At 72.5% G+C, this 14,281-nt stretch carries 11 protein-coding genes and 2 pseudogenes; 4 read left to right on the forward strand and 9 right to left on the reverse strand.

The window, feature by feature from the left end:
* Together MXD62_RS21375 and MXD62_RS21380 are read left to right on the forward strand one after the other, a co-directional pair.
* A pseudogene (locus tag MXD62_RS21375) lies at window positions 1-89 on the forward strand (DNA-binding response regulator); the annotation flags it as partial.
* 769 nt (window positions 90-858) lie between these two features.
* On the forward strand, window positions 859-2,367 hold the full coding sequence (locus MXD62_RS21380; protein ID WP_248831271.1) for an AAA family ATPase: 1,509 nt from the start codon (window positions 859-861) through the stop codon (window positions 2,365-2,367).
* Window positions 2,368-2,401: 34 nt separating this feature from the next.
* Here MXD62_RS21380 and MXD62_RS21385 read toward each other — a convergent pair whose 3' ends face one another.
* From MXD62_RS21385 to MXD62_RS21400, 4 genes are all read right to left on the reverse strand, one after another.
* Window positions 2,402-2,833 carry an NUDIX pyrophosphatase gene (locus MXD62_RS21385; protein WP_248831272.1) on the reverse strand — a complete coding sequence of 144 codons (432 nt, stop codon included), beginning with the start codon at window positions 2,831-2,833 and terminating at the stop codon, window positions 2,402-2,404.
* Between the two features lie 50 nt (window positions 2,834-2,883).
* On the reverse strand, window positions 2,884-3,360 hold the full coding sequence (locus MXD62_RS21390) for a tetratricopeptide repeat protein (protein WP_248831273.1): 477 nt from the start codon (window positions 3,358-3,360) through the stop codon (window positions 2,884-2,886).
* A 161-nt stretch (window positions 3,361-3,521) separates the two neighbouring features.
* A complete protein-coding gene (locus MXD62_RS21395) occupies window positions 3,522-4,184 on the reverse strand; it encodes a YdcF family protein (RefSeq protein ID WP_248831274.1) in 663 nt (220 codons plus the stop codon).
* A gap of 35 nt (window positions 4,185-4,219) precedes the next feature.
* Window positions 4,220-4,816, reverse strand: a complete 597-nt coding sequence (locus tag MXD62_RS21400) for a dihydrofolate reductase family protein (RefSeq protein ID WP_248831275.1) — start codon at window positions 4,814-4,816, stop codon at window positions 4,220-4,222.
* A 313-nt stretch (window positions 4,817-5,129) separates the two neighbouring features.
* Between MXD62_RS21400 and MXD62_RS21405 the strand changes: the two genes are divergently transcribed.
* Window positions 5,130-6,914, forward strand: coding sequence for an ABC-F family ATP-binding cassette domain-containing protein (locus MXD62_RS21405; RefSeq protein WP_248831276.1), 1,785 nt, complete (start codon window positions 5,130-5,132; stop codon window positions 6,912-6,914).
* Window positions 6,915-6,954: 40 nt separating this feature from the next.
* Here the strand turns inward: MXD62_RS21405 and MXD62_RS21410 are convergent, their stop codons facing one another.
* Together MXD62_RS21410 and MXD62_RS21415 are read right to left on the reverse strand one after the other, a co-directional pair.
* Complete coding sequence (locus MXD62_RS21410; RefSeq protein WP_248831277.1) at window positions 6,955-8,220, reverse strand: acyl-CoA dehydrogenase family protein; 1,266 nt, start codon at window positions 8,218-8,220, stop codon at window positions 6,955-6,957.
* Window positions 8,221-8,468: 248 nt separating this feature from the next.
* The gene (locus MXD62_RS21415) at window positions 8,469-8,945 is read right to left on the reverse strand and encodes a VOC family protein (protein WP_248831278.1); all 477 of its coding nucleotides are present in this window, start codon (window positions 8,943-8,945) and stop codon (window positions 8,469-8,471) included.
* A gap of 247 nt (window positions 8,946-9,192) precedes the next feature.
* On the opposite strand from MXD62_RS21415, the gene MXD62_RS21420 reads away from it, so the two are divergent.
* Complete coding sequence (locus MXD62_RS21420) at window positions 9,193-11,214, forward strand: serine/threonine-protein kinase (RefSeq protein WP_248831279.1); 2,022 nt, start codon at window positions 9,193-9,195, stop codon at window positions 11,212-11,214.
* Between the two features lie 80 nt (window positions 11,215-11,294).
* Here MXD62_RS21420 and nifV read toward each other — a convergent pair whose 3' ends face one another.
* The 3 genes and pseudogenes from nifV to MXD62_RS21435 form a co-directional block, all read right to left on the reverse strand.
* Entirely contained in the window at window positions 11,295-12,536 is a 1,242-nt protein-coding gene (gene nifV, locus MXD62_RS21425; RefSeq protein WP_248831282.1) for a homocitrate synthase, read from the reverse strand.
* 277 nt (window positions 12,537-12,813) lie between these two features.
* The gene (locus MXD62_RS21430; RefSeq protein ID WP_248831280.1) at window positions 12,814-13,704 is read right to left on the reverse strand and encodes a ferritin-like domain-containing protein; all 891 of its coding nucleotides are present in this window, start codon (window positions 13,702-13,704) and stop codon (window positions 12,814-12,816) included.
* A 138-nt stretch (window positions 13,705-13,842) separates the two neighbouring features.
* Window positions 13,843-14,281: pseudogene (locus MXD62_RS21435) on the reverse strand (hypothetical protein); the annotation flags it as partial.

A 14,281-nucleotide genomic window follows, 5' to 3' on the forward strand; every position in this document is an offset into this window, starting at 1 on the left:
AGAACTACGTGTCGAGCATTCTGGAGAAGCTCGGCCTGGCGAGCCGTACGCAGGCCGCCGTCTACCTGATGAAGCAGAGTGGGGAGTAGGCGACTGTGGGAGTACGTCGCCGTCTGCGCGTTCCTCGGCTGCCTGGTTGCCGCGCGGGTGATCGCCCGCCGGTGCCGGTCGGCAGGTCCGCCCCGGCCCGGTACGCACCCCGGTTCGGAGCCTCGGACCTGCACGGACGGCGATACCACCGGTAAGTCCACCCCCGGCCCGGACGGCCCGGAGCGCGCTGGACCGATCCGAACGGCCCCTGAGAACAGGGCAGCAGGTCGGGTGAGAACGGGACCCTGAAGTCACCTGACGACGCGGGACGAATGGAGGATCGTAACGGGAACAGGGAAACGGACCAAGGAGGATGATCTCCATGTCTGGACTCGTCGATCGACACCGGCATCGTACGGCCCGCCGGCCCCCCGGCCTTTCCCCGACAGCGCCGGCGTGCGAGCTCCTCGGCTCGTAGGCCGAGGCGGTGGGATCGCGGCCCGCGGATTTCCGCGGGCCGCTCGAACCGGAGCCGGATCGGCCGGTGTTTGAACACCGCTGTGTGGCCCGGTCGCGCCACTTTATCCGCCCGGATTTAATTCCGGGTGGTTCTCCGCCGCGGCCTCTTCCTTCGTTCACTGCCCGGCTTTCCGTTCAACGGTGTGGTCGGGCTCTGTGTGTGGGGTGCCCCGCGGATGGCGATCCGTCGTCCACGATCCTCGATCCTCGGATTGATCCGCGACGTCGATCAGCGGTGCCGGCGATTCGGTCGCGCGGCGGCGGGTGAAACCGAACAGGAATCGTCCAGAACACGGTCTGGAGACGTAGATGTTCGTGCAGAAGGACGCCTTTCCAGGGCAGGACACCGAGGTCCGCCCCGCGCCGTCGGAAATCCCGGGCCCTGCGCCCGTCCGGGAGCAGGCGGCCCGGGAAATCCGTCTCGACAGCCGCGAGACCGTGCAGACTCCCACCGCCGTGGTCTTTCTCACGGAGGACCGCGCGTACAAGCTGCGCCGGGCGGTCAACCACGGTTTCGTGGACCACCGCTCCCGCCGGGCCCGGCTGATCGCCTGCGAGGACGAGGTACGGCTCAACCGGCGCCTCGCCCCGGACGTGTACCTCGGCGTGGCCGACATCCGGGACGAGACCGGGGCACTGCGCGACCACATGGTCGTCATGCGACGGCTGCCGGCCGACCGCCGGCTCTCCGCGCTGATGACAACCGACGTCTCCGGCGAGCTGCGTGGGCTCGCCCAGCGGATCGCGGCGTTCCACGAAGGGTGCGAGACCACGCCCGAGATCACCCGCACCGGTGGTCTGTGCGCGTTGGAGGCACTCTGGCTGGAGGCGATGGACGGCCTCGCGCCGTTCCGCGGCCGGATCCTCGACGCCGCCACCGTCGACGAGATCGGCCGGCTCGCGCTGCGCTACCTGACCGGCCGGGGCCCACTGCTCGCGGAGCGCCAGGCCGCCGGCCGGATCCGCGACGGTCACGGCGACCTGCTCGCCGACGACATCTACTGCCTGAACGACGGCCCGCGGGTCCTCAACTGCGTCAACGTCGACCCCGTGCTGCGGGCCGGTGACGTCCTCGGCGACGCAGCCTCCCTCGCGATGGACCTCGAACGGCTCGGCAACGCCACCGCGGCCCGGACGTTCCTCGACGCCTACCGTGAGTTCTCGGGCGAGACCCATCCAACGTCGCTGGAGGACCTCTACATCGCCTACCGGGCGGTCGTCCGCGCCAAGACCGCCTGCGTCCGCGACCACCAGGGTGACCCGGCCGCCGCCGACGAGGCCCGCCGGCTCACCGACATCGCGCTACGCCACCTGCGGCACGGCCGTCCCCGGCTCATCCTGGTCGGCGGCCTGCCCGGCACCGGCAAGTCGACACTGGCCAGCCATCTCGTCTCCGGCGAGGACGACTGGGTTCTGCTGCGCTCGGACGCCGAGCACGGCTACGCGGAGCTGCTCACCCGGGCCCGCCACGCGCTCGAAAGGGGGAGGAACGTCGTGATCGACGCGTCCTGGTCCTCGCGCCGGGTGCGCGAGCTGGCCGCCGAGCTGGCCGCGGAGTGCGACGCAGACCTGGTGCAGCTGCGATGCGTCGTCCCACCGCAAGTCGCGGTCGCCCGCATCGCCGATCGCGTGGCAGTTCCCACCGCACCCGACTCCACCGTGGACCGTTCCACCGCGGACCGTTTTGCCCCGGCCTCCGACGAGTGGATCTATCTGGACATGGCCACGCGCACCGATCCATGGCCCGACGCCTGCGACATCGACACCTCCGCCCCGGTCGAACACGCCGTGACCGCCGCACACCTGATGATCAACTAGCTCGCCCCGATCCCACCCATCCTCGCGTAGTGCCTCAGGCGGGCCCACTGCCGCGGCGGTGCTGGCTGATGAGCTTCCATGTGTCGCGGTTGCTGTCCCAGTACAGCGCCTCGGTGACCTTGGCGGCGGGGAGCCACTGGTGGTTCTGGTGTTCGTCCGGACTGATGGTCACTGCGGTGGATGGTGTCGAGGCGACGTAGAGGGTCTTGTCGATGGTCAGCGTCGGGGCGATGGCGACCGTGATGCCTGTGGCGATCTCGATAAGGCGGGTCTCGCCGAGGTCAAGGCCAGTTTCTTCACGGATCTCCCGGAGAGCGGCCTGCAGGGGAGTCTCCCCGGCTTCGATGCCGCCGGTGACCGGCTGCCAGAACGCCTCGTTCCTGCCTGGCCGGGCGGGTACCTGCAGGAGGAGAACGTCACCGTCCGGGCCGGTGATCCAGCACTCGATGCTGTATCTGATCGCCACGGAGCGATGCTCCTACAGCCTCTGCGGGTCCGCGGGGATCCGCGGGCCTGTCACGACTCGCTGGAGGTGATCTCCGCAAGGAACTGACGGGAGGACGCGGTGTACACGTGATCATCACCGTGAACGTGGCGACGGTGCTCGAGGCTCGCGGCGGCCAGCTCGCGGGCCCTCGGGAGATCACCAACGGCTCGCACGATGACCGCGAGGTTGTGCTCGGCGATCAGCGACTCCACGTGGTCGTCGCCCACCGATCGCCGCAACCGGGCGAGAAGGTCCTCATACAGCGCCACAGCGGCGGTACTGTCCCCTTGCCGCCGCAGAACGCCCTGAAGGTTGAGCGCGGCGGCCGTGGCGCGGTTGCGAAGTTGATCATTATCGAGATGTTCACGTGCGAGAGTGAGTACGTCCTCGTACAGAACGCGCGCGGCCAGAGTGTCACCTTGCCGGTCCAGATCCTTTGCGCGCCAGATCTTCGCCAGCAGACCGTCCGAATAGCTCTCTCCGCCCGCCGGCAGGGTTTCGTTCATGACCAACCATCTCTCAACGGAAAATACCCGAGAATGATCGTCGCATCTTGCTGCGTGCGAGACACGCCCTTTGGTAGGTCGGGGGAAGTGCGTCCGGCCGGATTGCTTCGGCCAACGTCGTGGCCGCCTGCAGCGGGCCGAGGGGAGGCCGCTCTCGCCGGTCAGGTGACGAGGCGGCTGGTGTATCCGGCTGCGACGAGTTCGCGGTATGCGTTGCGGACGTCGTCGGGGATGGGCTGGGGGATGGCGTATCCGCGTTCGGCGTACCGCCAGATGCGTTGGGTGTCACCGACGAGCATGCAGACGACGCGGTCGGTGTCGCCGATGCCGGCGATGTACTCGTCGAGGGCGGTGGGTTGGGATGCGCATCGGACGGTGACGTCGGGCCAGAGTCTGCGGCAGGTCGCGTAGGCACGGCGTTGCTGGTAGGGCCGGGAGATGAGCGTGACGGAGCGGGGTATGACGCCCTGGGCGGCGAGGAGGTCGCGGGTTCGGGTGATGTTCTCGCCGGTGTTGCGGGCGGTGGTCTCGGTGAGGATGGCGGAGTCGGGGACGCCGCGGGCGAGGGCGTGTTCGCGGTAGTGGACCGCTTCGCCGCGGGAGAATATGCCGATGGTGGTGGGTGCGTTCGCGCCGGTGAACACGATCTGGGGGAACAGCCCGCGGTGGTAGAGAGCGGCCGCGCAGGTCGCGACGCCGAGGTCGTGGCTGCCCAGACCTATGCCGACGTCGGTGGGGTGGGGGGCGTGGTGCATGTCGTGGTAGTTCCAGAGCACCTCGACCGGGCCCCGCAGCACTGCGGGCAGCGAGGCGTCGGGGGTCATGAGCTGTCTGCGATGTCGAAAGGTTCGCGTTCCGGTTATGCGGACGACCGACGGTAGGTGAGGAAAAGCGCGCCGCTTCTCAGCGCGGTGTGGTCGGTGAGCTCCCAGAGTGTGGGGTCGAACGGGACAGTGCCGGAGAACAGCGGAATTCCGGTGCCGAGGGTCAGCGGGGCCAGCTTGACGACGAGCTCGTCGATCTCCGGATAGAGCGCACCGGCGAGCGAGCCCCCGCCGACGAGCCAAAGGTCCTTTCCGTCCTGGAGTTTCAGCTGCCGCGCTGTCGCGACCGGGTCGGTGGCCACCAGCTCGACATCCGGGTCCGGGCTGGTGGTCAGGGTTCGGGAGAAGACCAGGTGGCGAAGGTGTGGGAAGGCGTTCGTCACGCCGGCCCGCAGGCCGGTCTCGTAGCTGCGCCGGCCTTCCAGAACGGTGTCGAAGTGGGTTCCCGGTGCGGTTGTCCGGAGGGCCGTCCGCGCCGCGCCGGGCAGCGTCTCCGGGTATTCGGTGACGAGGTGGGCGAGGTAGTCCTGCGGCACCGGCCAGAATCCATCGGGCCCGGTCGGGTCCGCACCGTCCGGGCCCGCGACGAATCCGTCGACGGTCGACGCGACGAGATAGACCAGCTTTCGCACGACACCACTCCTCGGAAGCGGGGGACGGTGTGGACCACGGTCAGGCGGCCGGCCCGCCGCACGACCCTACCGTCGCCGCCAGAAGTCAAGATAGTCAACGATGTTGACGGCTCGGCCCGATTTTTTCGATCTTGCGGAACGGTGACACGCAGGGAGCACGGAGCGGCCACAAAACCATTGGGCGGACCTGGCTGGCGTGGGGTACGGTCGTCCCGACATGAGGCACTGACACCGCCCGCGCCCGCGCCCGAGGCTCCTGCATCTGAGGCACTGCCCGGCGGACGAAGGAAACCAGCCGCTCTGGTGGTGTCGCATGCCCGCAACAGCTCTGTCCGCCCATGACCTTGTCCGCGTGCTCAGTGGGCGCAGGGTCCTCGACGGCGTCTCCCTCACGGCCGCTCCCGGCCAGCGGATCGGCCTGATCGGGGAGAACGGCGCCGGCAAGTCCACGCTGCTGCGCCTGTTGGCCGGGGTGGACGAGCCGGACGGCGGCTCCGTCGTCCGGCCCGTGGAGCTGGGGTTCCTCCATCAGGAGATGCCCTTCGACCCCGCCGCGACCATCCGTCACGTGCTCGACGACGCCCTGCGCGAAGCCCGCGCGGATCTCGCCGAGCTCGACCGGCTGACCAGCGCGCTCGCCGCCGGCGACTCCGCCCCTGGTGGCCCGGCCGACGGCGAGTCGACCGACAGCGGCGCGGCCCAGGCCGACCTGCTCGCCGCGTACTCCGCGTGTCTCGAACGGGTCGAGGAGCATGCGGCCTGGGACGCGGACCGGCATGCCGAGATCGTCCTTGCCGGCCTCGGTCTCGCGCGGGTTCCGGCCGACCGCGCGCTCGGCTCGCTCTCGGGCGGGCAGCGCGGCCGGCTCGCGCTCGGTGCGCTGCTGGTTCGCCGGCCCGCCGCGGTGCTGCTGGACGAGCCCACAAACCATCTTGACGATGACGCCGCGGTGTTCCTGGAGGAGCAGCTGCGGGCTCTGCCCGGGGTCGTGATCGCGGCGAGCCATGACCGGACTTTCCTGGACGCGGTGTGCACCGACCTGATCGATCTCGATCCCGCGCTGGGCGGCCCGACCCGTTACGGGGGTGCCTACACCGAGTACCAGCAGGCGCGGCGCCTGGAGCGGGAACGCTGGGAGCGTCGGTTCACCGAGGAGCAGGAGGAGCTGGCGGCGCTGCGGCACGCGGTCGCGGTGACCGCCCGCCAGGTCGCGCACAACCGCCCGCGTCGCGACAACGAGAAGATGAACTACGGCCGCACCGCCGGCCGGGTGCAGGACCAGGTGTCGCGGCGCGTGCGCAACGCCGCCCGCCGGCTCGGTGACCTGGAGCGGGAGCAGGTCCGGCGGCCACCGCGGCCGCTGCGGTTCAGGGCCGGCGCGCTCGTCGCCGAACCGTCCGCCTCTCCGTCCGCTGCCCTGTCGTCGGCGGGTGTCCCGGCCCAGGCGGGTCCGGGGCAGGGGACCATCGTGTCGTTGCGGGGGGTGCGTGTTCCCGGCCGCCTCGTCCTCGACCGTCTCGACGTGACGGTGACGGACCGCCTGCTGCTCACCGGTCCCAACGGCGCGGGCAAGTCGACGCTGCTGGCGGTCCTGGCAGGCCGACTCGAGCAGGCCGCCCCCGCGCTCGACCCGTCCGACCCGACACCCGGTGGCGTTCCCGGCGTTCCCGGTACGACCGGCGTGACGGGGGAGGTGCTGCGGCGGGGTGGGCTGCGGGTCGGCCTGCTGGCGCAGGACACGGTCTTCGCCCGGCCGGACCGCACTGCGCGGGACGTCTACACGCTCGCGCTGGGGCCCGAGCGGGCCGCGGCGGTGCCGCTGGCCTCGCTCGGCCTGCTGGCCCCGCGCGACCTCGGCACGCGGGTGGGGGAGCTGTCGGTCGGGCAGCGGCGCAGGCTCGCGCTGGCGCTGCTGGTGGCGGACCCACCCGAGCTGCTGCTGCTCGACGAGCCCACCAACCATCTCTCGCCGGCGCTCGCCGACGAGCTGGAGGAGGCGCTGGGCAGCGGCCCGGGCGCCATCGTGGTCGCCAGCCACGACCGCTGGCTGCGCTCCCGGTGGCCCGGCCGCGAGCTGAGGCTGACCCCGGCCGGGTGACGGCGGCGGCGGGCAGCGGCGCCAGCGGCGGATGGGGACGTCAGCGGCGCATGAGCAGTGTGTCGCCGAACAGGTGCGCGCCGACCATCTCGAAGTTCGTCGCGGCGAGGGTGATGTGGCGGACCGCGGTGTGGACGTCGCGGAAGCAGCGGTCGAGGTCCCCGCCGGAGCGCAGCGCGCTCGCGCCGGCCGCGGTGTGCAGCATGGTGACGGCCTGGACGCAGTTCTCTCCGACGGCGGCCGCGGCGAGCCGGATCACCCCGCTCAGCTCGTCGCCGCCGTTCTCGCCGCGCTCCGTCGCCTGGTCGGCGGCGTCCTCGAGCATCAGCCGGCTGGCGCGGACGAGCGCGGTGGCACGGGCGAACGTGGCCTGCACGGTGTGGCCGCCGGCGAGGGTCTCGGTCGCGCGGGCGGGGACGGTCTGGAGGGCGAGCTGACGGAAGGCGCGCAGCGCGTCCTGGGCGATGCCGAGCGTGGTGGAGGCGGTGGTGAACGGTGCGAAGTCGTAGTAGGCGATGGCGTAACCCCGGGACTTTCGTGCGGTGGGCGGCCGCCGCAGCAGCGAGCCGTCGACGGTCTGGCTTTCGGGGACGACGATGTTGTCCACGGTGAAGGTCCCGCTGCCGGTGCCGCGCAGGCCCAGCGCGTGCCAGTCGTCGGTGAAGGTGGCGGCGCCGCGCGGGACGCACAGCATCCGGATCGGTGCGCTCCCCGTCGGGGCGCTACCCGGAACCGGAACCTGGGCCTGGGCCGGAACCTGGGTCGGGGCGTGCGCGGGTGTCGACCTGCGTGCCGGGGCGTTCGTGGACGTCTGGGCGCAGCCGCCGGTGACGACCGCGCTGGCGACGAGCCAGTCGGCGTGGGTGGCGCCGCTGGCGAACGACCAGCGGCCCCGGAGCCGGTACCCGCCGGGTACCGGCACCGCCTGGCCGGTCGGGTTGATGCCGCCGACGACGAGCCCGTGGCTGCTGCAGAAGATGCGGCAGGCGGCCTGGTCGGACAGGTAGTCGGAGATGCGCCCGATCGCGCCCTGCACGCCCATCTGCCAGGCGGCGGACGGGTCGGTGCGCGCGATCGCCTGCAGCACCGCCGATCCGGTGCGCAGGCTCACCCCCGCGCCGCCGAACGCGCGGGACACCCACATCCGGTGGAAGCCCTGCTCCCGCAACGCGTCGATGACCTCCGGGGAGGTGGCGCGGTCCTCCTCGGCCCGGGACCGGTGCTCGGCGAGCAGGCCGGTGACCTTCTCGACCCGGGTCAGCCACTGCTCGGTCTCCTCGGCGTGGGCCTGAGGGAGGGTGGTCATCGTTACCGGCCGCCTTCGTGTCGCGCTCGTCGCTGGAGTGGACATCCGGCCGGGGCCGCGCGCTGGGGCAGATCCGCATCCACGATCTGATGGTAGGGAATCTCCCGCAGGATCGACGCCTAAAAGGAAATAGTGCCGTGTGTGCGGCTCTCCTGTGGCCTGTTCGCAGCGGTGAAGGTGGCCGGGCCCGCCGACCTTGGTCCCCTTGTGGGGACCCGGCCGGCGTGCTCCGCGACGGGGCCGCCCGGCTACCGGCCGTCGGCGGCGCGCTCGAGCGCGGCGATGTCGATCTTCGCCATGGTGAGCATCGCCTGGGTGGCGCGCTGGGCGCGCTCCGGGTCGGGGTCACCGACCAGTTCGGTCAGCCGGGTGGGGACGACCTGCCAGGACAGGCCGAAACGGTCGGTGAGCCAGCCGCACTGACTTTCCTTGCCGCCGCCGTCGGTGAGGGCGTTCCAGTAGTGATCCACCTCGGCCTGGTCGGCGCAGGGGATCTGGAACGAGATCGCCTCGGAGAAAGTGAACTCCGGCCCGCCGTTGAGCGCGACGTATTCCTGCCCGTCGAGGGTGAAGGAGACCGTCAGGACCAGGCCCTCGGGCCGGTGCATGCCCGGCCCGTAGCGGGTGACGCCGGTGATGGCCGAGTTCGGGAAGACGGAGACGTAGAGCGCGGCGGCCTCCTCGGCGTCGGTGTCGAACCACAGGCAGGGAATGGTCTTCGGCATCGCTGTTTCCTCCGCTGGTCGTGGGCGCCCGCTGGTCGTGGACGCCCGGGTCCGGCAGTCTGGCCTGCCGGTGGTAGGACCGGCGGGCGTGTGTGAACTCATCGGCGCGGCGGGACGTTCTCCCTACGGGCCTGGCAGGGGTTTTTGCGGCGGGCTCGGCTGTCGCGTGTCCGTTGCGGCGGTTTCGGGCTCGTGTGGCGGGTAGTACGGGGAGAATTCGGTCGTGCCGGAGAAGGCGGAGCAACCAATGCAGAGCGACCGAGCCGCGGGCCGGGAGCGCCGGCTGGCCGGCCGGTACCGGCTGGGCCGCGTGCTCGGCAGCGGCGGGGCGGGAATCGTCCGCGAGGGCGAGGACATGCTCCTGCGCCGGCCGGTCGCGATCAAGCAGGTGCGCCTGCCGCCGCTCGCCTCCGAGACCGAGCGGGAGATCATCGGTGAGCGGGTGCTGCGCGAGGCGCGCGCGGCGGCGCGGCTGCGCCATCCCGGTCTGGTGGCCGTCTACGACGTCATCGACGCCGAGGATTCGCCGTGGATCGTCATGGAGCTGGTCGACGGCCGGTCGCTGGCCGAGGAGATCCGTGCGTCGGGCCGGCTCGCGCCGACGTGGGTGGCGCGCATCGGGGTGAGCCTGGCCTACGCGCTGGAGGCGGCGCACCGCGCCGGGGTCGTGCACCGGGACGTCAAGCCGGGCAACGTGCTGCTGACCGCGGACGGGCAGGCCCGGCTCACCGACTTCGGCATCGCCGTCAGCGAGGGCGACGCGACCCTGACCAGCACGGGGATGGTGGTCGGCTCGCCGGCCTACATTCCGCCCGAGCGGGCCCGCGGCGCGCGGGTGGGCGTGCCCGGTGACGTGTGGGGCCTGGGCGCCACGCTGTTCACCGCGGTGGAGGGCGAGGCGCCGTACGCGGGTGAGGGCGCCCTGGCGACGCTGGCGGCCATCATCCAGGATCGGCGCCGTCCTTACCGGTACGCGGGCCCGTTGCAGGATGTGATCGACCAGCTGCTCGATCCCGATCCGGCGCGGCGCCCGTCGTTGGCGCAGGCCCGGGCACAGCTGCGGCGGATCGCGGCCACCGCCGAGCCGCATCCGACCGCCGTGTTCGACGCGGAGGCCGACGCGCTGCTCGACGCCGACGTCGGCGACCGGCCGGACGCGGACCACCCGGACGCGCCCCCGTCCGGGCCGGCGGGAGCCGAGGAGCATGCCGATCTCGGGCCCGATGACGACCTCGGCACCGGCACCGGCACCGGCGGCAGCGCCGGCAGCGGCGCTGGCCGCGGTGCCGGCCCGGGTCCGCCGGCCGGCACCGGGCCGCGGACGGGCCCTCGCGCCGGCTTCGGTTTCGGCTCCGGTACCGGCCCCGCCGCCCGGACCGGGTCCTCGGAGGCAGGCCCAGGACCGGGGCCAAGCCCAGGTGCAGGTCCGGGGCCAGGGCCGGATTCAGCTGCGGGTGCGCGCGCCGGCGGGGCCGGGGGCGCACCGGAACGGCGCCGGCGGGTGGTGCTGCTGGCGATGGTTGTCGCACTGCTGCTCGCCGCGGGTGGGGTCGGGCTCGGGCTGGCCCTGACCGGCGGTTCCGGCACCCCGTCCGCCGGTCAGGTGTCGGGCACAGGTGCTCCCGCCACGCCCGCGGGTACCGGTGGGCCGTCCCCGGGTGCGTCGACCAGCCCCGCCGGTGGGCAGGCCGTGGCACCGGGGGCATCCGCCACTCCGAGCGGCACCGGCACGGCGCCGGCGACGCCTGGTCAGGGCGGGTCGGTGGGCGTGCCGTCGCTGGACAGGCTCGGCACCGCGATCCCGAACGACACCGCGCCCGCGCGGGCGCCGGCCGGCCTCGAGACGCGCCGCGGCGCGGCCGGGTGGTCGCTCGCCGTCCCGCCGCAGTGGGCCGACGCGAGCCGTGACCGGCAGCACGAGACCTTCACGGCGCCCGGAGGCTACCCGGACCTGCTCGTCGAGACGCAGGATGTCGCCGGCCCGTCGTCGATCCGGGCGTGGGAGGAACTGGAGCCCGGTGTCCGGTCAAAGACGGCCGGCTACCAGCGGGTCTCGATCCGCCCGTCGGACGGCGCGGACGGGACGACGTCCGCGGTGTGGGAGTTCACCTTCACCACGGGCGGGCAGACGGTGCACGTCCTGGACTTCGGTGTGGTCCGCAACGGGCATGGCTACGCGCTGCGCTGGCGGGTACCCGAGGCTCAGTGGCAGGACCAGCTCGAGCTGATCCGCACCATCACCGCGACCTTCCGCCCCGGGGGGCCCTGACCGCCGCCGCGCCGCGGCCGACCGCCGAGGCGCCATCGGCGGCGCGGGCCACCGCCGATGGCGCCATCAGCGGCGGCGGCTCAGCCGCGGCGGGGCCGTGCGCTGCGGCGGGTGGCGACCCGCCGGGCCATCGCCCGCAGCTGGTCGGAACTCAGCGGCTGCTTGTACACGGTGGCGTGCGCGCGGACCAGGCCGACGATCGGTTCCAGGTCCTCGTCGGGCGCGTCGATGCCGTGCCGGTCCATCGCGTGCCGCACGGCGGCGCGGCCGCTGTGCTTGCCCAGCACCAGCCGCCGGCGCGCGCCGACCTCCGCCGGGTCGAACGGCTCGTAGGTCGCCGGGGCGCGCAGCACGCCGTGCACGTGGATGCCGGACTCGTGGTCGAACACGGCGTCGCCGACCACGGCCTTGCCGGCGGGAACCGGCCGGCGCGACGCGCCGGCGACCAGCCGCGCCAGCGGGCGGAACGCGGCGGTGTCCAGGTCGACGGGCAGGCCGAGCAGGTGCCGCAGCGCCATCGCGACCTCCTCGGTCGGCGCGTTGCCGGCACGCTCGCCCAGGCCGGCCACCGTGGTGCTCACCCAGGTGAACCCGGCCTGCACCGCGGCGATCGTGTTGGCGGTCGCCAGCCCGAAGTCGTCGTGGGCGTGGATCTCCCACGGCCCGGGGACGGCGTCGAGCAGCGCCCGCAGCCGCGTGTGCAGGGTGATCGGATTGGCCACCCCGACCGTGTCCGCCCAGCGGAACCGGGTGACGCCGAGGCGCCGTAGCTCCCCGGCCAGGTCGATGACGAAGCCGTCGTCCGCGCGGGAGGCGTCCTCGAAGCCGACGCTCACCCGCAGGCCGCGGTCGGTGGCGTCGAGGACGCAGTCGTGGATGCGGGCCCGCGCCCAGGCCCGGTCCTTGCCAAGCTTGGTGCGCAGGTGAAGGTCGGAGGCGGGGATGGTCAGGTGCGCGGCGTCGACCCCGCTGGCGACGGCGGCGTCGACGTCGCGGCGGTCCGCGCGGCACCAGGCGACCACGCCGGCCCGCTCGACCGCCGCGACGACGCGGCGCAGGACATCCACCTCGACCGGCCCCATCGCCGGCACCCCGGCCTCGATCTGGTGCACGCCGGCGGCGTCGAGCGCGACCGCGATGGCGATCTTCTCCTTGGCGGTGAAGGCGACCCCCGGGGTCTGCTCGCCGTCACGCAGGGTGGTGTCGCAGAACCGGACCGGACCGGGGCCAGGCCCGGGTTCCGGCCCGGACCCGTTCTCCCGCGCGTGATCCGGCGGGACGGGGCGCGGCGCGGGCGGGCAGGACGACGTGCCGCTCTTCATGATGGTCACCGGCACTTTCGACGGCTGAGGAGAATCCGGCGCTGGCTGTGTGTTCCCGGTCTCGCGGGCCGGCTCATACAGGCAGACGCACGGTTCCAGGCGACCGGAATCGCTCAGGACCCTATGTTCCGTCGATTTCGTGCGCGGGTCGTGCGGTAGCGGCGAGGTTAACAGGATAGTCCGCGGCGAGGGTGGTACCTTTTCGGGGAAGGGAAATCCTGCGGAGGTCGAAGGATAATCCCCCGCGCCGGGAAATCCGCCCTGCCGCCGGGCGGGCTCAGCCCAGCGACGCGGCGAGCGCCCGGCGGATGTCGCCGGTGCTGTGCAGCGGCACGCCGACCGCCGAGCCGATCGCCCGGCGCAGCTTCGCCAGCAGCTTCTCCTGGGCGTCCGGCGGCGAGATCCGCAGGTAGACGTCGATCACGTCGTCGACCGTCTCGTGGCCGCGCAGCTCCTCGACGCGCTGGTGCTTGTAGACGCCGACCGGGTGGCTCAGCCGCGACGACGTCACATAGAAGTGGATGCGTTCCAGGACGGACGGCAGCTCCTCGGGATGCGTCGCCAGCCGCCGCTTCAGGTAGTAGAGGAACTCGCGGGCGTGCCCGGCCTCGTCCCGGCTGGCACGCAGGTACAGGTCGGCCAGGACGGGTTCCTGCACCCAGGCCGCCATCGCCCGGTAGACCGTGTTGACGGTGATCTCGCTGATCACGTTCGTGGCCAGCGTGGCGCTCGGCGTGACCCCCGGCTCGTAGGGCTCCCGCAGCGCCTCGACCTTGGCCTGCTCGATGTGCACGCCGACGGCGCGCAGCCACGCCCGGAAACCGAAGTGGTGCTGCAGCTCCTGGTAGGCCCAGATGGCCACGAAGGCCGAGCAGTCGTAGTCGTCCGCGAACTCGCTGAGAAAGCCGTGCAGGCCGGGCAGGGACGTCGCCTCGCCGAGCACGACGCCCTTGGCGGTGGCGATGTCCTCGGGCCGGAGGAGGTCGTGCCGGATGTTCTCCAGGCCGACGTCGGAGACCTTCCACTGGAGGCGCTCGTAGTGCAGGAAGGCGTCGAAGCTGTGGGACTCGCCGGCGAGGGCGTCGCCGGCGCCGGATCCGCCGGTTCGGGAATTGCTGCTCGGGGTATTGCCGGTGTGGATGTCGGTCGGTGCCGTGGTGACGGCCATGGGTGGACTCCTTCGGAGATCTCCCGGAGTATCTCGCATCCATTGTCGGTCTGTTTCCGGGAATTCCCAGCCACGGCTCCGGACGGCAATCGCGCAATTCCGCGCGCTAATCGTGCCCTCGAGGCCCTTCGCGGTGGTTCAGGTGGTGCGGACCGGGACGGTGAGCAGGTCCTCGCCGGTGCCGCTGACCACCACGACACGTACGAGCCGTCCTGCCGGGATGGCGGACGTCCCGCGTACGTCGACCGCGCCGCGGTAGTCGGCGGTCCAGGTCGCCGCGGTGTCGCTGCTGCCGTCCTCGGACACGGCGACCAGGGCGCAGGTCGTTCCCGGCCGTACGCCCCACAGCCGGATGGTGAAGCCCGCGCCGGAGGGGACGTCGGCCACCCAGACCTCCGCCCACACGCGGGTGGTCGCGTCCGCCGCCGACACCAGCCGGCCCGCCGGCCCGTCCGGCGAGGATGTCAGCGCCACGGTGCCCGTGATCGACCCGCCGGCGACGACGGCGGCCAGCGCCGCGGCGGCCAGCGCGCGCCGCCGGCGTGCCGTGCGTCGGGACCGGGGGGTCCCCGGGCGC

The organism is Frankia sp. Mgl5 (assembly GCF_023242985.1).
Lineage (GTDB): Bacteria > Actinomycetota > Actinomycetes > Frankiales > Frankiaceae > Parafrankia > Parafrankia soli.

What these genes read in the sequence shown, in the direction of transcription:
- nifV (WP_248831282.1), bottom strand. Translation starts at nt 12,536, where the DNA reads ATGAAGAGCGGCACGTCGTCCTGCCCGCCCGCGCCGCGCCCCGTCCCG.
- MXD62_RS21390 (WP_248831273.1), bottom strand. Translation starts at nt 3,360, where the DNA reads ATGAACGAAACCCTGCCGGCGGGCGGAGAGAGCTATTCGGACGGTCTG.
- MXD62_RS21420 (WP_248831279.1), top strand. Translation starts at nt 9,193, where the DNA reads ATGCAGAGCGACCGAGCCGCGGGCCGGGAGCGCCGGCTGGCCGGCCGG.
- MXD62_RS21430 (WP_248831280.1), bottom strand. Translation starts at nt 13,704, where the DNA reads ATGGCCGTCACCACGGCACCGACCGACATCCACACCGGCAATACCCCG.
- MXD62_RS21415 (WP_248831278.1), bottom strand. Translation starts at nt 8,945, where the DNA reads ATGCCGAAGACCATTCCCTGCCTGTGGTTCGACACCGACGCCGAGGAG.
- MXD62_RS21380 (WP_248831271.1), top strand. Translation starts at nt 859, where the DNA reads ATGTTCGTGCAGAAGGACGCCTTTCCAGGGCAGGACACCGAGGTCCGC.
- MXD62_RS21405 (WP_248831276.1), top strand. Translation starts at nt 5,130, where the DNA reads ATGCCCGCAACAGCTCTGTCCGCCCATGACCTTGTCCGCGTGCTCAGT.
- MXD62_RS21395 (WP_248831274.1), bottom strand. Translation starts at nt 4,184, where the DNA reads ATGACCCCCGACGCCTCGCTGCCCGCAGTGCTGCGGGGCCCGGTCGAG.
- MXD62_RS21410 (WP_248831277.1), bottom strand. Translation starts at nt 8,220, where the DNA reads ATGACCACCCTCCCTCAGGCCCACGCCGAGGAGACCGAGCAGTGGCTG.